This is a genomic window from Limnobacter sp. SAORIC-690 (assembly GCF_002954425.1).
GTDB classification, from domain to species: Bacteria; Pseudomonadota; Gammaproteobacteria; order Burkholderiales; family Burkholderiaceae_B; genus Limnobacter; species Limnobacter profundi.
Window position 1 is genome coordinate 1,711,272 of the sequence record NZ_MQVZ01000001.1, and the last position, 18,890, is coordinate 1,730,161.

Consider the following 18,890-nt stretch of genomic DNA (forward strand, 5'->3'; position numbering starts at 1 on the left):
GTTTATGTGCACATGTGTACGCCGAAACAGGTCTGATTCCCGCTTTTAGCCTGCCTGTTTTTTCAACCAGCGCATCAGTCCCCCCAGCACCGGGATCTTCTCGTACAGCTCTTCAGCCGTGTCCCAATAGTCCCTGTGTGACTGAACAAGGCCGTTTTGGTTCAATTGCAGGTGAGATGAGCCTTTGATGCACTGCACTTGCCCCACCTTGAAACGCTTCATCTCGAACAGGAAGTCCCAAGCCATGAACACTTGTTGACCGGATTGAAATGCAGTGTGCACCACAAAGCGCGGGTTGTTAACCTGATGGAACATCTCGCCAAAAATTCGCGCGATGTCCTCCACCCGGTTTACCTCATTGAATGGGTCTTTGAAGTAAGCGTTGTCTGCATAAAACCTGGGCATGTCGGCTACGGTGTGCTCGGTCAGGTGCTCAAAAAAATCGATTAGTCTGCGCAAAGGTTCAGACAATTGCTGGCGATCCAGCGGGGCCAAGCCACCTGTTTTGTTGATGGTGTTATTTGATTTGCTCATGGCCCAGTTCCGCTTTGTTTTTGTTCGCAGTAATTTTGCGCACAGCAGCAAAGTACAGTGAATACGGCAGTATGCGCAAGGTGCGCAAGGTGCGGGTGAATGCTTTGGGGAAATGGATTTCGAACTCTCCCTTCTCAAGACCGGTAATAATTTCTTGTGCGGCTTTTTCAGCAGTAATCAGAAATGGCATGGGAAACGTGTTTTTGCGGGTCAGCGGCGTGTCTACAAAGCCCGGGTTCACCACGCTTACACCCACATGGTGGGGCTGTAACTCCACATGCAAAGCCTCGGCCAGGTTGATCAAGGCCGCCTTGGTGGGGCCATAGGCCAGCGAATTTGGCAAACCCCGATAACCTGCCACGCTCGAAACAATTGCCAGGTGCCCCGACTTTTGCTCAAGTAGTTTGGGTAGTGCATTGGCCAGCACATACATGGTGCCGTTCAGGTTCACATCGATTTGTTGTTTTACTTTTTCAATGTCGAATTCTGCAACCGACATTTCCGAGTAAGTGCCTGCCATCAGCACGATCAAATCCACGCCACCCCAAGCGGCGATTACATTGTTGAAAGCCGTTTGCACAGCAGTTTGTTGGGTGATGTCCAGGGGCAGGGCGGTGGCATGTTGTAACTCACCAGCCAGTGTGGTCAGTTTGTCTGCACTGCGCGCTGACAACATTTGTTTGCAGCCTAGTTGGTCTAGCTGACGGGCCAAGGCTTCACCAATGCCGGTGGAAGCGCCCACCAGCCACACCCGCTTGTTTTGCCACTGGGTTAGTTTCGGGTTAAAGCTCATGCGGGTTCCTTCCTAATCTCGTTTGCGAAAGCTCAAAAGTACCTCGCCCAATTCAATGCCAAATTTACTCATGGTCGCTCGGTTCAGCATCACCTTGTCATCCATCTGGTACATCCAGTCATCGAACTGCACTTCATAGGTGGTGCCGTCGACTGGCAGCAGCATGGTGTATTTCCACTGAAATGCATTGCCTGAAGTTTCGCCATTGGCTTGCCCCAGCACATCGCCGGCGGTGCCAGTGTACTTGTTGCCGTCTTTTTTCAATGTCCACACCCTTTTTTGGGTGGTGCCATCGGAGTAAATAAAGTCTTCATCCAGCACGCCGGTGTTGCCATCCCAGGTGCACTTCATGACCACGGTGAAGCGCTTCACCACTTTACCCGAGCGGTCTTGAAACACACCCCATGCATCAATGGTGCCATTGAAATATTCTTTCAAGTCCAGCACCGGTTTTTCCTGTGCATAGTCTGCTGGTTGCGGGCTTGCGCAAGCGGTTAAAACCAACGCACCTGCCAGGGCTAAAAATGCCAGTTGCAGCTTACTAGCCCATTGCTGTGCCCATTGTTTTACCCATTGCTTTGCGATAGTCATGCTGTACTCCCAATTGCGGTGTTGCTTGTTGTTTGGTTCAGGCTGGCCAGGCCACTACGGCCCAATAGCACAATGGCCAGCAACTTCAATGCGCAAGGCACCAAGGCATAAACCCACAGCAGTGGGTCATTGGCCAGTTGTTGCAGCAAGCCCATGCTTTGGTAAGACTCGGTTTTTGCCATGTCGGCTGAATAGCTGAACCACTGCAAGGTACCCAGTGCAAAGCTGGGTGCCAAGGCCAGGTTGAATTTGTTGATCCAGTTCCAAAGCCCAAAGTAAGTCCCTTCGGTTTTGCCTCGCTCACCGTTTTCTTCAATCAGCCGGGCCACGAGGGCTGCGGGTAGTGACAAATCGGCGCCCAAGGCAAAGCCGGTGACTATGCATACCAACAGGTAGCCTGCCAAGTCACCTTCACCCAGCACAACTACAATGATGAAGGCGGGTATGGACAACACCATGCCCAATAACCATGAGCGCGCCAGGCCAATTTTACTGGCCAGCCATACCCAGAATACTGTGGATGCAGCACCCACTAAAAAGTACACAGCCAGCACCCATTGATCAGAATCGCCCAAGCCAAGGCGATCGCGCATGTAAAAAGGCACCAGTGTGGCAGGCAGCGCAGCGGCCAGACCGTTGCACAGAAATACACCCATTAACTTGCGAAAGTTTTGCCGACGCAATGGTTGCACGATGTCGGCAAAGCCTTTGCGAAGCGCTGCAGCCGCGCTGACCTGCGCGTTGTTGAAAGTTTCAGCAAACGGGCTCGCGGCTTGTTGTGCTGTTCGATCGGGTTGAGGCGAAAATTTCAGCAACAAAAACATGCCCAGTATCAGCATGATCGCGAACACTGTGAATATCAACCCAGCATGGGTCTCTAGTGCCAGCGATACTGCGAACACCACACCCAGAATGCCCACGCCCTCGCGCACCGCGACATAGGTTGAGCGTTCTTTGTCGGTATGGCCAAGCTCTGCTCCCCATGCTTGGTAGGCGATGCTGGCAAAGCTGTAACCAAGGTGCACCACGATCAAGCTCACCATCAGGCTGGCTGCATATTCCGTGGGTGTATTGCCCACCGGGAAAAACACACCTGCCATGCCCAGCAACAACAAAGGCACAGCCAGGAGCAAGGGCAGGGCGTAGCGGCTTCCCTGGCCGCTGCGTCGGTCAACCCACAAGCCGATGGCGGGGTCAAGCACTGCATCGAGCAGGCGCGACAACAGCAAGATGATACCCACCCAAGCGGAAGGTACTTCGTAAATGCGGGAGTAAAGGTAGGGTACCTGAATGTAAATGGGCACGGCCACCGCGCCCAGAGCCCAGCCCAGAAGGCCGTAGTTCAGCAGGTCTTTGGCGCTGGTGCGGGGCAGTTGGTTCATGTCGGCGAGGCCGTATTAGCGCTTCAAACCAATCAATTCGCGGCGCATTTCAGGCGCAGAAGTTTTTGGATCCAGCCAAATACCCATGAAAGCCTCGGCAAGTTCCGGGTCGTCCACTTTGGCCAGCGGCAAACCGTTGCGGAAAAATTGAACTCCCTTGCCCGGTGTAAAAAGGGCGCTCAAGGTGTGGCCTTTTTTTACGTCCGGAAAAATCTCGTTCAGTTTCACCAGCCAACCTTGGCGTTGCACCTCAGTGCCGGCGCCAATTTCTTCCATTTCATCAATGCTGCGCTCGGCAATGTCGCTGCCTTCAAAATCGCGGGCGTATTTCAGTTCAAGCAGGAGGGGTCACGTTTGTAGTTAAATCCTTCGGGGTCAGCGTTCGACCACAATTGCCCGTCATACACCCGCAAACCAAACCAGCGCAGTGTACCGTAGCCCATCAGCTTTGCATTCTCAATGGTTTGCGTGACCTGTTTGGGCGGGGCATTCAAGTTGCTGTTGGCCAGCGCCAAGGGTGCAGTGCCCAGCAAGACCAGGCACAGCAATGTGCGTTGAATGAACTGAATCGAAAACAACTTCATTGATTCTCCACTTTCTCGAGATAGAACTGAATGACATCGGTGCTTTCATATTCAAAGCCGGCTTCACAGTAGGCCAGGTAAAACTCCCAAGTGCGAATGAACGGATCATCAAAGCCCTGGTTTTTCACCTGTTCCAGTGTTTTCATGAATTGCACTCGCCACCGGCGCAATGTTTCAGCGTAGTCTTTTCCAAAGGCTTTTTCCGACACCACGCGCAAACCGTGCTTTTCTGCCATGGCTCTGAACTTGGCGGGCGAAGGCAACATGCCACCCGGAAAAATATACTGCTGAATAAAATCGGTGCCTTTGCGGTAACGGTCGAACAATTCGTCTTGAATCACGATGGTTTGAATGGCCGCTTTGCCGCCCGTCTTCAGAAGGCGATTCACCGACTGAAAATACGCTGGCCAGTATTCTTCGCCCACAGCTTCAAACATTTCAATCGATGCAATGTGGTCAAATTGGCCACGGCAATCCCGGTAATCTTGCAGGCGGAAGTCGGCTTGTTCTGCAAAACCCAGTTTGGCCAAGCGAGCTTTTGCGTAAGCCAGTTGCTCTGTTGACAAGGTCAGGCCCACCAGGTTTGCGCCTGCAGCACATGCTTTCTCGGCAAAACCACCCCATCCGCATCCAATTTCCAGAACCTGCTCACCAGCCTTCGGGCTCATGTAGTTGAGCATGGCTTGGTATTTGGCGTGTTGGGCTTGTTCCAAACTCAAGCTGGTGTCACCGTCAAACAGTGCACTGGAGTAGGTCATTGTGGGGTCTAGCCACAACTGGTAAAACGGATTGCCCAAATCGTAATGGGCATGAATGTTTTTCTTGGCCTGTGCTTTGGTATTGCGGTTTAGCAGGTGTTTGATTTTGTAGGCAATGCCACCCAGAAAACTGCCATAAATAACGGTTTCTACTGCTTTGCGGTTTTCCAGAAACACACCAAGAACAGAGGCAATATCGTGTGTTTCCCATTCGCCTGCAATGTAAGCTTCAGCAAAACCAATATCGCCTGCCTTCAAAGCCCGCTGGCACACAGCCCACGAGTTCAGCTTGATTTTCGCGCTGGGTTGGTCATCTTCGCCACCAAACAACAGGTGTACGCCTTCGGGAGTCACAATCTCCAGGCGGCCTTTTTTCAGTTTGGTCAGCAATTTCAGGGTCCACTGGGCCGACGAGGGTGCGTGGCTGGGCAGTTGGAACTGGGAAAAAGTAATGGCTTGAGTCATGCTTCGAGTTCAGTCTGCGTAATAGTTTGACGGGGTGGTGCGGGCTTGCCGTGAAACTTTGCGCCTTTGAGCAGAAGTTTCACCGCTTGCCAATGAATTTTTGCGATCACGGCCAATGTAAACCAACCGTATTTCAATAAGGTTTTACCCCAAAGCAGGGTGCTTGGATGCATCAGTTCTCCGCTCACGCTGGTGCTGAGCTGTTGAACTTGTCCTTCAAAATAGTTAATGCGCGCCAGTGAGTGGTCTGCACTGCTGACAAACCGGAACTCATAACGACCCGATACCGGGAAAAAAGGCGACACATGAAATTCTTTCCGGGCATGCAGCAGCATGCCTTTGTTCAATGGGGCCTTGCTTTCCGGGGCTGTTAGCAAATAGAAGTGCCGTTCACCAAAGGTATTGTTCACCTCGCACATCACGGCACGGCACTGTTGCGCGTCATTGTGGAAATACCAAAAACTGACTGGGTTGAATACGTAGCCCAGCACCTTGGGGAAGGTGTGCAAATGCACAGGGCCTTGAAGTACCAAGCCTGTTTCCGATTCAACCTTGCGCACCAAATTGCAAACAAACTCGGGAAACTTCAGCGTGTGCGCCTCGAACCCGTAATTGTGTGCCGACACCGACACCAAACCCTTGCCGTCAATTACCGGGTAAGCATGTGTGGGTTTTGGATCGGATTGAGTCGAAAAAACAAGGCGAACAAAGCAGGCGCCGGTGGTAAAACCATTTGCTTTGGGATGTGCACGGTGATGTTTCACCATGCCCCAAGCCAGTTTCACTTCATTGAGTTGAAAACGCCCTTGCGCCATCAAGCCGCCTTTTGTGTGGTTTTCGCCAACTTGTCGATCACCGCGCGCGCGGCATTCAAGCCAGAGGTATGTCCGTCTTCGTGAAACCCATATTTCATCCACGCACCTGCCAGATAGACATTGTTCAAGCCCTGAAGTTCGGCCAATGCTTGCTGGGCCTGAACCGCTGGCACATCAAAAACGGGGTGCGAATAATGAATTTCCCGAAACACCTGCTTTGGATCGGGCTGAATAATCGGGTTCAGTGTCACGAAAATTGGCGTTTTCACGGGCAGTGGTTGAAGCAGATTGCTCCAGTAGGTAACCGACACACTGGGTTGAGGATTCAGCACATCACTCAAATAATTCCAGGATGACCATGTGCTGCGGGTTTTGGGCATCAGTTTTACATCGGTGTGCAAGTACGCCACGTTGGCTTGGTACTTGATGTGTTGTAACTGGTGTTTCTGGGCCTCGTTGCCTTTGAGCATGCCCAGTGTTTCATCGCTGTGGCAGGCTAAAATCACATAATCAAATTCCTGCTCGCCCAATTTCGTTTTTACAGTCGGTTTTGTACCTGTGGAATTTACTTCCAGTACGGGGGTGCTCTGGTGTACCTCGTCGACAAAAGGCAATATTTTTTGCACGTAATTGCGCGCGCCGTTCTTAACAGTGAACCACTTGGGCCTGTCGTTCACCTGCAACAAACCGTGGTTGTGGCAAAACTGAATGAATGTGGCCAAAGGGAAGGCAAGCATTTGTTCGCTGGGGCAAGACCAAATTGCAGCGGCCATCGGGATCAAATACCAGTCTCGGAATTCAGCGCTGTATTTTTCCTCGATCAGGTAGTCGCCCAAATGCATTTTCGCCTTGCTTTGGAACAGGGCTGCACGCCCCGCATCGGCCACCATTGCGGTGGCCTCTTTGTTAAATCGCAAAATATCCAGCAGCATGCGAATAAAACGGGGGCGTAACAAATTGCGGCGTTGCGCAAACACCGTGTTCAGGTTTGTGCCTGCCCATTCAATATTCAATTCAGGCAAGCACACTGAAAAGGACATATCCGATTCCACGGTTTCAACCGAAAGTTCGTCGAACAGGCGAATCAGGTTGGGGTAGGTGCGTTCGTTGTACACCAGAAAGCCGGTGTCCACCGCCACTTGCTTGCCTTCCACTTCGATGTCCACCGTGTTGGTATGGCCCCCAATGTAATCGTTGGCTTCGAACAGTGTGGTGTGCGCGTGGTCGCGCAGAGCATGGGCAGCGGTCAGGCCGGAAATTCCGCCACCCACAATGGCAACTTTGGGCAGTAATTCTTTTGAATTCTTGATCATGTGTACTCAAAATAGAAAAAGCGAGGGTATACCAGCATCCTAACCTTTTATTTACTGCAGTAAGTGAAATTGGTTCTGGCTTTTCCAGCCAGAACCAGCTCGTTTATTAATTTTGTTTGCGTTTGTCTTCTTCAATCCAGGCCACGGCAGAGTGGTTGTGGATCGATTCAAAGTTTTCGCTTTCAATGCGGTATGCCAAAACTTTCTTGCTGGCCCTCAGGCGAATGGCGACATCACGCACCAGGTCTTCAACAAATTTGGGGTTGTCATAAGCGCGCTCTGTCACATATTTTTCGTCAGGGCGCTTCAGCAAGCCCCACAGTTCGCAAGAAGCCGATTCTTCCGCCATGCGGATCAGTTCTTCCACGGCAATACCGTCGGCCACCAGTGCTCGAATCGTGATGTGGCTGCGTTGGTTGTGGGCGCCATACTCAGAAATTTTCTTGGAGCAGGGGCACAGGCTGGTCACGGGCACCACCACCGTCATGAACACGTCTGTGTTTGCGCCATTGTTGTCGGCTTCCAAAGTCACTTCATAGTCCAGCAGGCTGGCTACACCCGATACGGGTGCAACCTTGCGCACGAAATAAGGAAATTTCATCGTGATGGTGCCGGCGTTTGAATCCAGACGTTGAAGCATGTCCCTCATCATCTGTTTCATGCCAACGGGCGTCAGTGCACTTTCCTGGGTTTGAAGAATTTCAAGGAAACGCGACATGTGCGTTCCTTTCACGTCGCCGGGCAGGAACACCGACATATCAATCGTGGCCACCGAAGGTTGTGGGCCTTCCAGTGTTTCCACAATGATCGGGTGCTTGATCGCGCGCACCCCCACTCGTTGAATGGCGATGTTGCGTTTGTCTGCACGTGATTGTTCGTCAGGTAAAAAAAGTCCGTCCGGTGCATTCATAATGAAGCGCTCCAATAATAGTTACTGCTTTGTGATTGGATGTGCATCGAGTGCACGGCGAATTGCCTGGGTAATCTGAGGGCTTGTGGGTGAGACACCGCTTTTGAAGGTGCCGACCACTTCGCCCTGGCGATTGATCAGGTATTTATGAAAATTCCAGCCGGGTTGTTCTCCGCTGGCATTGGCCAATTGTTTGTACAAAGGGTTGGCCTCATCCCCTTTCACCACGGTTTTTGCAAACATTGGAAACTTTACTCCGAATGTGTTGTTGCAAAAAGCCGCAATTTCCTTGTTCGATTTGTATTCTTGATTGCCGAAGTCGCTTGATGGAAAACCCACCACACTAAAACCTTCGGATTCGTATTGGCTGTGCACTTTTTCGAGTTCTTCATACTGGCTGGTAAAACCGCAGAAGCTCGCAGTATTCACCACCAACAAGACTTGTCCCTTGAAGTTGCAAAGTGAAATCGACTTCTCGTCTTGAAGTCTGGGAAATTCATGGTTCAGCAGGGCAGGGCATTGCAGGCCGGGCTTGGCTTGGGCAGAGTTCCACAGCAGTAAGCCAAACACCGCAATCATGCCAGCCATAACCCGCTGCCCAAGGTTTACCCGGACTGGACTAGACAGATGCTTGTCTTTACAATGCATATTATTCACTTGAATGTCTCTATATGTGTGGTTAAATCTCAGCCAATGTGCTAATTTGATTGGCAATCATGCTTTGAGTTCCATTATTATTCGTTCAGTGTGGCAAGTCAATTTGTCTAGGACAAAACAAAGATGTTGAAGTTTCACCGTGGTCAGGTTCAGGTATGAATGAGCGTGCAGATTTAAGCCAACCCTCATTTTCAATTGCAGCAGTCGAGCGGGACACGGGCTTGCCCAAAGACACGCTGCGCGTCTGGGAAAAACGCTACAACTTTCCACAACCTGGTCGGGATTCTTTCGGTGAGCGTATTTACTCCATCGATCAAGTCGAGAAATTGCGAGTCATCAAAAGGCTTCTCGATGGCGGTCACCGCCCAGGGAAAATCATTGGTTTGAGTATCGACGAACTCGTCAAGTTGGCAGAGGTCAGTAGCGCGGGTTCGAGAATGAACGTGGCGCCAGACAGCCTGGACGAATTGAATGGCTACATGGAGCTCATCAAGCGACATGATGCAGAAGAATTCCGCCAGGCGATGTCTCGCCTGGCCTTGACTATGGGTCTGCGCCGTTTTGTGGTTGAAATCGTGGCGCCCATGAATGCAATGGTGGGAGATGCCTGGGCTCGTGGGTACTTTGAAATTTTTGAAGAACACATTTACACCGAGACCATTCAGGTGGTGCTGCGCAATGCATTGAACACCATTCCCTCCACCCGAAAGGGTCCACGCGTACTGCTCACCACACTTCCCAACGAGTTGCATGGTTTGGGTTTGCTGATGGCCGAATGCATTTTTTCAATGGAAGGTGCTCAGTGCGTATCACTGGGTACCCAAACGCCCATCTACGACATTGTATTGGCTGCCCGCGCGCAGAACATCAATATTGTGGCCTTGTCATTCTCGGTGATACAAAGTTCGCCCGCAGTGCTTGAAGCGGTTGCCGAGTTGCGCGAGAAGTTGCCTCCCATGGTTGAAATCTGGTGTGGCGGTTCCTCCACAGCACTGCGCAAAAAGCCTTCAGAAGACTTCGTGCTGCTCTCCAGCCTTGAGTCGATCAGCGAGTCGATTGCAGACTGGCGACTGCGCAACAAATTCAATCAGCAGTAACTCCAGTGTCGGGCAAGCAGCAAACTTTCAAAGGCAACAAGTCGTATTTGCCCAGCAAGCCGTGTACCGTTTGCGGCAAAGACATGACCTGGCGCAAAAGCTGGGCCAGGAACTGGGATGATGTGAAGTACTGCTCCGACGCATGCCGCAAGGCTGCGCCACGAACGAGCGGCAAATAAACTGGCAGCAAACAATATGGGCAGTGACACAAAAGCAGTGGTGGTGTTGGGCGACCAACTCGATATGAACAACCCCGCGCTGCGACTCAATCCCCCGGAAAACACACACATCATCATGGTGGAGTCCGCCACCGAATCCACTGTGGTTTGGGTTCATAAGGTTCGCATTGCTTTGTTTCTAAGCGCCATGCGCCATTTCGCCGATGAGTTGCGCCATGCAGGTTACACGGTGCACTACCGCACTTTGGCAGACACGGGTAGACGCAGTCTTGTGCAGGAAGTCGCTGCACTGTGCAAGCAACACGGATATACCAGCATCGACATGGCCGAGCCCGGAGAATGGCGCTTGGAGCAAGACTTCCTGACGCTTGCCAAATCAGACAATCTCAAGTTGCGTCTTCTCGAAGACTCGCATTATTTGTGCAGCCGCGCTGAATTCGCAAAGTGGGCCAGTGGCTACAAACAGATGCGCATGGAGTATTTTTATCGCGAAATGCGCAAGCGCACGGGCGTATTGATGGAGGGTGCTGAACCGGCGGGTGGCAAATGGAATTTTGACGCGGACAATCGCAGTGCCTTTCCCAAGGCTGGTCCTGGAGACATTACGCCCCCTGCATTTTTCGAACCCGATGAAATCACTCAGGCAGTATTTGCAGAGGTTGAAGCGAGTTTTCCTGATCACCCAGGCACATTGAAAAATTTTGCATGGCCAGTGACACGTGAACAGGCTCTGCAGGCGCTCGATGCCTTCATTGAGAACCGTTTTGTCAACTTTGGCACCTATCAGGATGCGATGTGGACTGACACGCCGTTCGGTTGGCATTCATTGGTTTCGAGCGCAATCAATCTGCATTTGCTCCATCCGCTCGAGGTGATTGAAAAAGCCGAAGCCGCGTACCGCGCGGGCAAGGTGGATGTAGCCAGTGCAGAAGGGTTTATTCGCCAAATTCTGGGCTGGCGTGAATTCATGCGCGGGGTGTATTGGCTCGACATGCCGAAGATGCGCGAAGACAACCATTTGCAAGCCAAACTTGATTTGCCCAAATGGTTTTGGACCGGCAATACCCAGATGAACTGCCTGAAAGATTCGATTGGCCAAACGCTCGATTACGGCTATGCACATCACATTCAACGCCTCATGGTGATTGGCAATTTTGCCTTGTTGGCTGGGCTGGTGCCACAGCAGGTGGAAGACTGGTTTTTGGCGGTGTACGTAGATGCGGTTGAATGGGTTGAGCTGCCCAATGTGGCCGGCATGGCCTTGTTTGCAAATGGCGGGCGTTTCACCAGCAAGCCCTATATTGCCTCGGGTGCCTATATCAAGCGCATGAGCAACTATTGCAGCGGTTGCAAATACAACCCGGCCGAAAAAACAGGCGACAAGGCTTGCCCATTCACCACGCTGTATTGGGGGTTTCTGGACCAGCACGAAAAAATGCTGTCCGCCAACCCGCGAACCGGCCTGATGGCCAAAAACATTGCCCGACTGGATGAAGCCCAACGCCAGGCCCTTCGGCAAAAAGTGGCCGACACCTTCAAGAATATTGAACAACTGTAAGGCTCTGTTTTGTTAAGGTGAGGCCTTGTTGTTGCAGTTCAAGGAGTAATCGCATGGGTTTGTTGGTCGATGGTCAGTGGCAAGACAAGTGGTATGACACCAGTTCAAGCGGTGGCAAATTTCAGCGAGAAAGCGCCAAGCTTCGCAACTGGGTGACTGCCGATGGCAACGCCGGGCCCAGCGGTGTGGGTGGATTCAAGGCAGAAAGTGGCCGCTACCATTTGTATGTGTCGCTTGCCTGCCCGTGGGCACACCGTACCCTTGTTTTTCGCAAGTTGAAGAATCTGGAGCAGCACATCGATGTGTCGGTCGTTAGCCCGGACATGCTCAGCCATGGCTGGACATTCAACACAGATGCGGGCAGCACTGGTGACCAATTGTTCAACAGCGAATTCATGCACCAAATTTACACGCGCAACAAAAGCGACTACTCCGGGCGGGTCACTGTGCCGGTGTTGTGGTGTAAAAAAACCAATCAGATTGTCAGCAATGAATCGTCTGAAATTATTCGTATGTTCAATTCAGCGTTCAATGAAATCACTGGCAATCACGATGATTACTACCCTGAAAACCTGCGTGCCATGATCGATCGGGTCAACGGACTGGTGTATGACAACATTAACAACGGTGTCTACCGGGCTGGCTTTGCCACTGCGCAGGGCGCTTACGAAGAAGCCTACAACGCCGTGTTCATGGCGCTTGATTCTGTCGAAAAAATCCTGGAGAACAACCGCTATTTGGTGGGTGCAAGAATGACAGAAGCGGATTGGCGCTTGTTCACCACCTTGATTCGGTTTGATGCGGTGTACCACGGCCATTTCAAGTGCAATCGCCAAAGGCTTGAAGACTTTCCAAACATATCCAACTATGTGCGCGAGTTGTATCAGTGGCCTGGCGTGGCAGAAACCGTCGATTTTTATCACATCAAACGTCATTATTACTACAGCCATGACATGATCAACCCCACACGGGTTGTGCCCGCAGGCCCAGCCATCGACTTCACCCGTGAGCACAACCGCACGCGTTTGCCTGCAAGCCACGCCGCATAATTCGGTGGTAATCTTGGGCAACATTCATTCTCGTGTTGCTCATGGCCCGCCACCCTGAACTGCAAGGTTTTCAAGTCGATTCCGCCATTGAACGATTGCCCGCCCGTGCCAAAGTGTATGTGGTGGGCGGTGCAGTTCGCGATGCGCTGATGGGTCGCACCAGCAGAGATAGGGACTGGGTGATCGTTGGTGCGACCGTGGACAATATGCTGGCTGCTGGTTTTACTCCGGTGGGTTCAGACTTTCCCGTGTTTTTGCACCCGCGTACCCACGAAGAATATGCCTTGGCCCGCACCGAGCGCAAAAGCGGACATGGCTACAAAGGCTTTACTTTTCACGCAGACCCCTCGGTTACCCTCGAAGAGGACTTGGCTCGCCGTGACTTCACCGTGAATGCCATGGCCATGAATGCGAAAGGCGATTTGATCGACCCATTCCAGGGGTTCACCGACCTTCAAAACAAATGCATGCGCCATGTTAGCCCCGCTTTTTCTGAAGATCCGCTGCGAGTGCTTCGCCTGGCACGCTTTCTGGCCCGTTTTCTTGATTTTTCAGTGGCCGAGGAAACCATGGACTTGTGCCGGGAATTGCGGGCAAGCGGCGAGTTAAAACACCTTGTGGCCGAGCGTATATACGCCGAGTTGAACAAAGGCATGGGCGAGGTGAAGCCTTCCCGCATGATCAAATTGATCAGCAAGCTCAATGCCTGGGGTGAGTTGGCACCGAGCTGCCCTGTGCCGTTTTCTGGTTTCGACAAGCCAGAATACGATCGTTTGAATGGTCTTTCCGCCGCTGAAGCGCGCTGGGTTTATTGTCTTGGGTTTTTCCTGGATGTTGCACAGATCCGGGCTTTGGCCAAGGCATGGCGTTTACCGCGCAACACCGAAGATTTGTCGATCGTCACGCGTCAGTGCCTTGATTTTCTGGCGCAGTGTACGACCGATTCCAACAGTTTTGGCAGGTTTTTCAATCAGGTCGATCTTTACAGAAAGCCAGCCCGTTTGCGGCAGATTAACCAGCTTGTGGCCCAGCTAAGTGGTACAGGGCCAGTACACGAATTTGTCGAGAAGGCTGTCGCGGAATTGGAACAAGGGCATTACAAAACTTTTGTTGGTGATAAAATTGCTAACGCCCTGCCAAGTGAACAGGTGGCCCAAGTGGCCTCGGAAGCGCGACAGGCTTGGGTCAGTGAATTACATTCCAGATACTTTTGATTCTTGAAGTGAGGACGACCTCACCGCTCAACCTTCGATCGGGGACGGCCCCATTTGCTTGATGGGAGTTGTCATGTCCTGGTTAATTCTGTTTGTCGCGGGTCTCTTTGAAATCGTTTGGGCCATTGGCCTGAAATACACCGATGGTTTCACCCGTCTGCTCCCCTCTGCGGTCACCTTGATTGCCGCTGCAATCAGTTTTGGGCTGTTGGGCCTGGCCATGAAAACCCTGCCTGTGGGCACCGCGTATAGCGTTTGGGTCGGTATCGGCGCGGCTGGTACGGTGTTGATGGGTATTGTCTTGTTCAATGAGCCTGTCAATGCACTGCGCATTGGCAGCGTGGTGCTGATTGTGTTGGGTGTATTGGGCTTGAAGCTGTCATGAAAAATATTTGTGTGTACTGTGGCTCCAGTGCGGGCAACCGGGTTGAATACACCGAAGGTGCCAAGGCTTTGGCACGTGCGTTGGTCGACAACAATTTCGGCCTGGTGTACGGCGGGTCTAATTTGGGCTTGATGGGTGTGGTGGCCGAAGAGGTGTTGGCTTTGGGTGGCAATGTCACTGGCATCATTCCCGAATCGCTGGTGACCAAAGAGCTTGCGCACCCTGCCTTGACCGAGTTGATCGTGACCCGCAACATGCACGAGCGCAAAGCCATGATGGCCGAGCGTTCTGACGGCTTTGTCGCTTTGCCCGGTGGTTTGGGAACTTTCGAAGAACTCTTTGAAATCCTGACCTGGGCACAACTCAGTTTTCATCACAAGCCTGTGGGTGTGTTGAATGTGAGTGGCTATTACGACGGTCTGCTCGCCTTTCTGGATCATGCTCACCAGGAGGCATTCATTCGGCCCCAGCACCGCAATATGTTGATGGCCAATACCTGTGCATTCTCGTTGCTTGAAGCTTTCAAAACGTACAGCGCGCCCGCGGTCGTAAAGTGGGTTTAACCGGCCATGCAACACGCCACTCGATCAGCTTTTCAGATTCGGGATGCCTGCCTGGCCGACATGCCCGCCGTGCAGGCTTTGTATGCGCATTATGTACTTCATGAGCTGGCCACATTTGAGCTGGTTCCGCCGACACTGGAAGAAATGTGTGCCCGACGGCAAGCCATACTCGAGTCCGGTTTGCCTTATCTGGTTGCACAAATCGATCAGGAGATTGTTGGTTACGCCTATGCAGCCAGTTACAGGCCCAGGCCCGCTTACCGCTACACCGTTGAAGATTCAGTGTATTTGACACCAAACCACAAAGGCATGGGTCTGGGTGCGGCTTTGCTTGGTGAGGTCATTCGCAGGTGCGAGCAAGGCCCGTGGCGGCAAATGGTGGCGGTAATTACCCAGGGAGGCACAGCAGGTTCGGCCGAGTTGCATCAAAAACTGGGCTTTCTGGAAGTTGGGCGCATGCCCAACGTAGGCTACAAATTCAATCGTTGGGTGGGCACGCTCATCATGCAACGTGCTTTGGGAGAGGGTGGTAATTCTTCACCCGATCCTCTTTAAGGAAATGGCTCTGAACATTAACGACTACACCCTGATCGTCGGCTTGGCATTTTTGGTAGCAGGTTTCGTCAAAGGCGTCACCGGCATGGGTCTGCCCCCAATCGCAATTGGTTTAATGGCGGTCGCGGTGGCGCCAGTGCAGGCTGCCGCGCTCATTGTTGTTCCCTCCATGGTCAGCAATGTGTGGCAAATGCTGATTGGCCCAGGTTTTTTGATTGCCTTGCGCCGCTTTGCCGGTTTACTCGTCATGGTGTGTATCGGCGCTGCCTTCGGGGTTGGCGTTTTGACCGGTAGCACGCCTTCGTATGCCACCCTGGCTTTGGGTCTGGTGTTGTTTGTGTACGCCGTGTTGGGTCTGTTCAAGTTCAACATGCATGTGAATGCCAGCCAGGAAAGCTGGGCTTCGCCCCTGGTGGGTGGGCTTACCGGGTTTCTGGCGGGTGCAACCGGCGTTTCATCGGTGCCTTCCGCACCGTACATGAATTCTTTGGGTATGGACAAAGACGAGTTGTTGCAGGCTTTGGGTTTGGTATTCACCGTGGGCACCTTTGCACTGGCAGTGGGCCTGTACCTCAAGGGGCGGTTTGAATTGGCTGCGGCCTGGGAATCCACTTTGTGCCTGATACCCACCATGGCTGGGGTGCTGGCGGGGCAAAAATGCCGAGCCCTGTTGAGCGCAGAGACTTTCAAAACCGTGTTTTTCCTAGGCTTGCTGCTATTGGGCAGCTACATGATTGCCCGTGTGCTTTGGCTGTAGGCTGATATACACTGAGAAGTCAAACACCCTGGGAGAAAAGCATGCGTAGCATGTGGGTAGCAGTGTGCATCATGGCGGGCGCTGCTGGTTTGCTCAACACAGGTCAACTTTATGCCGCACCTATCACAGTCGAGAAAGCACTGGCCCGTTTGAATCAGGAAGTGCAGGTTCAAATGAAAGTCCGTTCCAGCAAATTGCGCACCGAGCGCGATGAAATCGACTTGAATTCACACACCAGTTTTCGGGATCCAGCCAATCTCTCCGTGGTCATTGATGGTCGCGTGGCGGCTTGGTATTCGTATCAAGGTATTCACGACTTGCCAAAATTCTTTTTTGGTAAAAATATTGTGGTGTCAGGTGTGGTTGAGCAATTTGGCGATCAAACCCGAATCCTTGTTGTCGACCCAGCCCAAATTCAAATCGTGAAGTAGGCTCATGTATTTGCCCAAGCAGTTTGAGGAAACCTCGATTCCGGTGTTGTTGAATTTGATCAAGGCTCACCCCTTGGCCACTGTCATTACGATGTCAACTTCGGGGCTGAACGCCAACCATATACCCATGGTAGTGGCGGAAAATGTGGGTGCAACAATGTTGTTGCGCGGCCATGTGGCTAGGGCCAATCCAATCTTGGCTGATTTGGCGGTGTCATCACAAACTTTGCTGGTATTTCAAGGAGCCGAACATTACATCACTCCCTCCTGGTATGTCACCAAGCAGGAAACAGAAAAGGTGGTGCCCACCTGGAATTACGCGGTGGTGCATGTCAAAGGTCAAATGCGGGTTGTGGATGATGCAGCATGGCTACATCAGCAACTGGAAGATTTGACTGCGCAGCAGGAAGGCACGCGAGATCGGCCTTGGTCTGTCAACGATGCACCTGCCGAATTTCTGGATCAAATCAAGCAGGCGATTGTGGGTTTTGAAGTTCAAATCGAGAGCATGGTTGGCAAATGGAAAGTCAGTCAGAACCAGCCGCCCAAAAACAGGGCGACCGTGGTAGAGGGGCTGGAACAGGAAGGCACCGAAAAAGCCCTTCTGATGCGCGATTTGGTGAAGAAAAACCTTTAGGCGAGTTGGGTACACACAATGCCTTCTTCCCGGCTAAAAAGCGGTCAGTGTTTGTGTTGTGGGCGCGTTACCGCGCTGACCTTTCATCACCTCATTCCTAAAAAATTACATCGACGTGCTTTTTATCGAAAAAATTTTGACAAGGAAACCTTGAATCAAGGCGTCAATATTTGCAGGCTTTGCCACGATGGTATTCATGATTTGTACGATGAAATGAAATTGGCCAAGCAATTTTCAAGCGCCGAGACGCTGCTGGCCGATGAAGCCCTTCAAAGGCATTTTGCCTGGGTGGCCAAAAAGAAATAAGGACCGTTCGATGCGAGAAAACCTGTTGTTCCACTGGAATCGAATTGGAGAAAAACTGTGGGTGAAGCCCTTGTTGGTCAGCATCCTGTCAGTGGCCTTCGCATTTGTGGCCTCCCTCGCTGATCAAACAGATTCGGTAGCCTGGGTTCCCAATATCAGCACTGAATCTATTGAGGCCCTGTTGAACTTGGTCACCTCAAGCATGCTGGTCATTGCCATGTTTGCGGTGGGGGCTATGGTGACCGCCTACGCATCAGCCAGCAATTCCGCCACGCCACGCGCTTTTTCCGTTGTTTTGGCTGATGACACTTCGCAGAATGCCTTGTCGATTTTTATTGGTGTTTTCATTTATGGCGCCGTCGCCCTGGTGGCTTTGAAAAATGACGTATACGATCACGCTGGCCGTTTTGCCCTGTTTATCGTCAGTGTGCTGGTGTTTGCGCTGGTTATCTTGACCTTTATCCGCTGGATGGACAGCATTGCTCGCCTCGGTCGCATGGGCAACACAATCGACAAGGTCGAGGTGGCTGTGGCGAACTCGTTTTCTGTGTGGTGGAACCAGCCACGTCTGGGTGCTTCGCCATTTTCAAATCAATCCTCCATAACAGGGGAGCCGCTTGCACTGCCCAAGGTGGGTTACTTGCAACGTGTGGATATGGCAACGCTTCAGGCTGTGGCTGCGCAACATGACTTAAAAATTTTTCTTTCAGTATTGCCGGGCAAATTTTGTACGCCCAGTAACCCGGTTGCACAGGTGCAGGGTTTGAGCCCCGACAACATGCAGTGTCTAGACGAGTTGTCCAGCGCGTTTCATTTGGCTGATCAACGCACCTACGATCAAGATCCTCGTTTTGGTTTGGTAGTGCTCTGTGAAATCGCATGTCGGGCCCTGTCGCCTGCCGTCAACGACCCGGGCACAGCAATCGATGTGGTTGGCACCGTAACCCGACTGTTTCACTTGTGGGTTCGTGCACGGCAGGCTTCGACCACAGAGCCCCTTCATGACCGCATTTTCGCGCCCGACTTGCGGGAACAAGATCTGTTTGATGATGCGTTTAACGGTTTAGCCAGAGATGGTGCGGGCTTGGTTGAGGTGTCAATTCGCTTGCAAAAAGCGTTTCAGGCCATCTCCGGGTTTGGTGACAACGATCTTCGGGACGCCAGTATTGAACATTCCCAGCGCGCTTTGGCCCGCAACGAGCTCTCCATGACTTTGCCGCAAGACATTGAGGCAGTTCGAAATGTCGCTCGCTTTTGAATGAAGCCAACAGGTTTATTTTCTGGGTTTGTGTCTGAATACCGCAACTGAATGAAAACGATTGTTTCGCCACGGAATATTTAACAATTCACCACAGTC

Annotated in this window: 24 protein-coding genes; 13 read left to right on the forward strand and 11 right to left on the reverse strand. The window is 52.0% G+C overall.

Annotated features, from left to right (window positions below):
* Positions 1-45 precede the first annotated feature (45 nt).
* The 11 genes from BSZ31_RS08170 to BSZ31_RS08220 all read right to left on the reverse strand — a co-directional run bounded on the left by BSZ31_RS08170 (position 46) and on the right by BSZ31_RS08220 (position 8,724).
* Positions 46-534: a nuclear transport factor 2 family protein gene (locus BSZ31_RS08170; protein WP_105028332.1), complete on the reverse strand. Its 489-nt coding sequence runs from the start codon at positions 532-534 to the stop codon at positions 46-48.
* On the reverse strand, positions 518-1,327 hold the full coding sequence (locus tag BSZ31_RS08175) for an SDR family oxidoreductase (protein ID WP_105028333.1): 810 nt from the start codon (positions 1,325-1,327) through the stop codon (positions 518-520). The genes BSZ31_RS08170 and BSZ31_RS08175 overlap by 17 nt, the downstream gene beginning before the upstream one ends.
* 12 nt (positions 1,328-1,339) lie before the next feature.
* A complete protein-coding gene (locus BSZ31_RS08180; RefSeq protein ID WP_105028334.1) occupies positions 1,340-1,918 on the reverse strand; it encodes a DUF3833 domain-containing protein in 579 nt (192 codons plus the stop codon).
* Positions 1,915-3,300, reverse strand: coding sequence for an MFS transporter (locus tag BSZ31_RS08185; protein WP_105028335.1), 1,386 nt, complete (start codon positions 3,298-3,300; stop codon positions 1,915-1,917). Before BSZ31_RS08185 ends, BSZ31_RS08180 begins: the two co-directional genes overlap by 4 nt.
* A gap of 15 nt (positions 3,301-3,315) precedes the next feature.
* Positions 3,316-3,642 carry a chalcone isomerase family protein gene (locus BSZ31_RS08190; RefSeq protein ID WP_369907288.1) on the reverse strand — a complete coding sequence of 109 codons (327 nt, stop codon included), beginning with the start codon at positions 3,640-3,642 and terminating at the stop codon, positions 3,316-3,318.
* Positions 3,630-3,884, reverse strand: coding sequence for a hypothetical protein (locus tag BSZ31_RS08195; protein ID WP_105028337.1), 255 nt, complete (start codon positions 3,882-3,884; stop codon positions 3,630-3,632). The genes BSZ31_RS08190 and BSZ31_RS08195 overlap by 13 nt, the downstream gene beginning before the upstream one ends.
* Positions 3,881-5,107, reverse strand: coding sequence for a cyclopropane-fatty-acyl-phospholipid synthase family protein (locus BSZ31_RS08200; RefSeq protein WP_105028338.1), 1,227 nt, complete (start codon positions 5,105-5,107; stop codon positions 3,881-3,883). Before BSZ31_RS08200 ends, BSZ31_RS08195 begins: the two co-directional genes overlap by 4 nt.
* Entirely contained in the window at positions 5,104-5,922 is an 819-nt protein-coding gene (locus BSZ31_RS08205) for a DUF1365 domain-containing protein (protein WP_105028339.1), read from the reverse strand. Before BSZ31_RS08205 ends, BSZ31_RS08200 begins: the two co-directional genes overlap by 4 nt.
* On the reverse strand, positions 5,922-7,235 hold the full coding sequence (locus BSZ31_RS08210; protein WP_105028340.1) for an NAD(P)/FAD-dependent oxidoreductase: 1,314 nt from the start codon (positions 7,233-7,235) through the stop codon (positions 5,922-5,924). Before BSZ31_RS08210 ends, BSZ31_RS08205 begins: the two co-directional genes overlap by 1 nt.
* A 106-nt stretch (positions 7,236-7,341) precedes the next feature.
* Positions 7,342-8,145: a GTP cyclohydrolase FolE2 gene (gene folE2, locus BSZ31_RS08215; protein ID WP_105028341.1), complete on the reverse strand. Its 804-nt coding sequence runs from the start codon at positions 8,143-8,145 to the stop codon at positions 7,342-7,344.
* Positions 8,146-8,166: 21 nt separating this feature from the next.
* Positions 8,167-8,724 carry a glutathione peroxidase gene (locus BSZ31_RS08220; RefSeq protein WP_240605774.1) on the reverse strand — a complete coding sequence of 186 codons (558 nt, stop codon included), beginning with the start codon at positions 8,722-8,724 and terminating at the stop codon, positions 8,167-8,169.
* Positions 8,725-8,957: 233 nt separating this feature from the next.
* Between BSZ31_RS08220 and BSZ31_RS08225 the strand changes: the two genes are divergently transcribed.
* From BSZ31_RS08225 to BSZ31_RS08285, 13 genes are all read left to right on the forward strand, one after another.
* Complete coding sequence (locus BSZ31_RS08225; RefSeq protein WP_105028343.1) at positions 8,958-9,899, forward strand: MerR family transcriptional regulator; 942 nt, start codon at positions 8,958-8,960, stop codon at positions 9,897-9,899.
* Positions 9,900-9,904: 5 nt separating this feature from the next.
* Positions 9,905-10,078, forward strand: a complete 174-nt coding sequence (locus BSZ31_RS08230; protein ID WP_105028344.1) for a DUF2256 domain-containing protein — start codon at positions 9,905-9,907, stop codon at positions 10,076-10,078.
* 16 nt (positions 10,079-10,094) lie between these two features.
* Positions 10,095-11,636: a cryptochrome/photolyase family protein gene (locus tag BSZ31_RS08235; RefSeq protein ID WP_105028345.1), complete on the forward strand. Its 1,542-nt coding sequence runs from the start codon at positions 10,095-10,097 to the stop codon at positions 11,634-11,636.
* 53 nt (positions 11,637-11,689) lie between these two features.
* The gene (locus BSZ31_RS08240; RefSeq protein ID WP_105028346.1) at positions 11,690-12,685 is read left to right on the forward strand and encodes a glutathione S-transferase family protein; all 996 of its coding nucleotides are present in this window, start codon (positions 11,690-11,692) and stop codon (positions 12,683-12,685) included.
* Positions 12,686-12,726: 41 nt separating this feature from the next.
* Complete coding sequence (locus tag BSZ31_RS08245) at positions 12,727-13,899, forward strand: multifunctional CCA tRNA nucleotidyl transferase/2'3'-cyclic phosphodiesterase/2'nucleotidase/phosphatase (RefSeq protein WP_105028347.1); 1,173 nt, start codon at positions 12,727-12,729, stop codon at positions 13,897-13,899.
* Between the two features lie 73 nt (positions 13,900-13,972).
* Positions 13,973-14,284, forward strand: coding sequence for a quaternary ammonium compound efflux SMR transporter SugE (sugE, locus tag BSZ31_RS08250; RefSeq protein ID WP_105028348.1), 312 nt, complete (start codon positions 13,973-13,975; stop codon positions 14,282-14,284).
* Positions 14,281-14,847 (forward strand): TIGR00730 family Rossman fold protein, encoded by a 567-nt coding sequence (locus BSZ31_RS08255; protein ID WP_105028349.1) that lies wholly within the window; start codon positions 14,281-14,283, stop codon positions 14,845-14,847. The genes sugE and BSZ31_RS08255 overlap by 4 nt, the downstream gene beginning before the upstream one ends.
* A gap of 6 nt (positions 14,848-14,853) precedes the next feature.
* Positions 14,854-15,402, forward strand: a complete 549-nt coding sequence (locus BSZ31_RS08260; RefSeq protein ID WP_105028350.1) for a GNAT family N-acetyltransferase — start codon at positions 14,854-14,856, stop codon at positions 15,400-15,402.
* Between the two features lie 4 nt (positions 15,403-15,406).
* Positions 15,407-16,159, forward strand: coding sequence for a sulfite exporter TauE/SafE family protein (locus tag BSZ31_RS08265; RefSeq protein WP_105028351.1), 753 nt, complete (start codon positions 15,407-15,409; stop codon positions 16,157-16,159).
* A 41-nt stretch (positions 16,160-16,200) separates the two neighbouring features.
* On the forward strand, positions 16,201-16,590 hold the full coding sequence (locus tag BSZ31_RS08270) for a hypothetical protein (RefSeq protein WP_146106641.1): 390 nt from the start codon (positions 16,201-16,203) through the stop codon (positions 16,588-16,590).
* A 4-nt stretch (positions 16,591-16,594) separates the two neighbouring features.
* Positions 16,595-17,227, forward strand: a complete 633-nt coding sequence (locus BSZ31_RS08275; protein ID WP_105028353.1) for an FMN-binding negative transcriptional regulator — start codon at positions 16,595-16,597, stop codon at positions 17,225-17,227.
* A 150-nt stretch (positions 17,228-17,377) separates the two neighbouring features.
* Complete coding sequence (locus BSZ31_RS17065; RefSeq protein WP_206018573.1) at positions 17,378-17,533, forward strand: hypothetical protein; 156 nt, start codon at positions 17,378-17,380, stop codon at positions 17,531-17,533.
* A gap of 10 nt (positions 17,534-17,543) precedes the next feature.
* Positions 17,544-18,791 carry a DUF2254 domain-containing protein gene (locus BSZ31_RS08285; protein ID WP_105028355.1) on the forward strand — a complete coding sequence of 416 codons (1,248 nt, stop codon included), beginning with the start codon at positions 17,544-17,546 and terminating at the stop codon, positions 18,789-18,791.
* The last annotated feature ends 99 nt before the right edge of the window (positions 18,792-18,890 follow it).

What these genes read in the sequence shown, in the direction of transcription:
- BSZ31_RS08175 (WP_105028333.1), bottom strand. Translation starts at nt 1,327, where the DNA reads ATGAGCTTTAACCCGAAACTAACCCAGTGGCAAAACAAGCGGGTGTGG.
- BSZ31_RS08260 (WP_105028350.1), top strand. Translation starts at nt 14,854, where the DNA reads ATGCAACACGCCACTCGATCAGCTTTTCAGATTCGGGATGCCTGCCTG.
- BSZ31_RS08220 (WP_240605774.1), bottom strand. Translation starts at nt 8,724, where the DNA reads ATGATTGCGGTGTTTGGCTTACTGCTGTGGAACTCTGCCCAAGCCAAG.
- BSZ31_RS08235 (WP_105028345.1), top strand. Translation starts at nt 10,095, where the DNA reads ATGGGCAGTGACACAAAAGCAGTGGTGGTGTTGGGCGACCAACTCGAT.
- folE2 (WP_105028341.1), bottom strand. Translation starts at nt 8,145, where the DNA reads ATGAATGCACCGGACGGACTTTTTTTACCTGACGAACAATCACGTGCA.
- sugE (WP_105028348.1), top strand. Translation starts at nt 13,973, where the DNA reads ATGTCCTGGTTAATTCTGTTTGTCGCGGGTCTCTTTGAAATCGTTTGG.
- BSZ31_RS08210 (WP_105028340.1), bottom strand. Translation starts at nt 7,235, where the DNA reads ATGATCAAGAATTCAAAAGAATTACTGCCCAAAGTTGCCATTGTGGGT.
- BSZ31_RS08200 (WP_105028338.1), bottom strand. Translation starts at nt 5,107, where the DNA reads ATGACTCAAGCCATTACTTTTTCCCAGTTCCAACTGCCCAGCCACGCA.
- BSZ31_RS08185 (WP_105028335.1), bottom strand. Translation starts at nt 3,300, where the DNA reads ATGAACCAACTGCCCCGCACCAGCGCCAAAGACCTGCTGAACTACGGC.
- BSZ31_RS08255 (WP_105028349.1), top strand. Translation starts at nt 14,281, where the DNA reads ATGAAAAATATTTGTGTGTACTGTGGCTCCAGTGCGGGCAACCGGGTT.
- BSZ31_RS08265 (WP_105028351.1), top strand. Translation starts at nt 15,407, where the DNA reads ATGGCTCTGAACATTAACGACTACACCCTGATCGTCGGCTTGGCATTT.
- BSZ31_RS08245 (WP_105028347.1), top strand. Translation starts at nt 12,727, where the DNA reads ATGGCCCGCCACCCTGAACTGCAAGGTTTTCAAGTCGATTCCGCCATT.
- BSZ31_RS08195 (WP_105028337.1), bottom strand. Translation starts at nt 3,884, where the DNA reads ATGAAGTTGTTTTCGATTCAGTTCATTCAACGCACATTGCTGTGCCTG.
- BSZ31_RS08285 (WP_105028355.1), top strand. Translation starts at nt 17,544, where the DNA reads ATGCGAGAAAACCTGTTGTTCCACTGGAATCGAATTGGAGAAAAACTG.
- BSZ31_RS08205 (WP_105028339.1), bottom strand. Translation starts at nt 5,922, where the DNA reads ATGGCGCAAGGGCGTTTTCAACTCAATGAAGTGAAACTGGCTTGGGGC.
- BSZ31_RS08225 (WP_105028343.1), top strand. Translation starts at nt 8,958, where the DNA reads ATGAATGAGCGTGCAGATTTAAGCCAACCCTCATTTTCAATTGCAGCA.
- BSZ31_RS08170 (WP_105028332.1), bottom strand. Translation starts at nt 534, where the DNA reads ATGAGCAAATCAAATAACACCATCAACAAAACAGGTGGCTTGGCCCCG.
- BSZ31_RS08270 (WP_146106641.1), top strand. Translation starts at nt 16,201, where the DNA reads ATGCGTAGCATGTGGGTAGCAGTGTGCATCATGGCGGGCGCTGCTGGT.
- BSZ31_RS08240 (WP_105028346.1), top strand. Translation starts at nt 11,690, where the DNA reads ATGGGTTTGTTGGTCGATGGTCAGTGGCAAGACAAGTGGTATGACACC.
- BSZ31_RS08275 (WP_105028353.1), top strand. Translation starts at nt 16,595, where the DNA reads ATGTATTTGCCCAAGCAGTTTGAGGAAACCTCGATTCCGGTGTTGTTG.
- BSZ31_RS08180 (WP_105028334.1), bottom strand. Translation starts at nt 1,918, where the DNA reads ATGACTATCGCAAAGCAATGGGTAAAACAATGGGCACAGCAATGGGCT.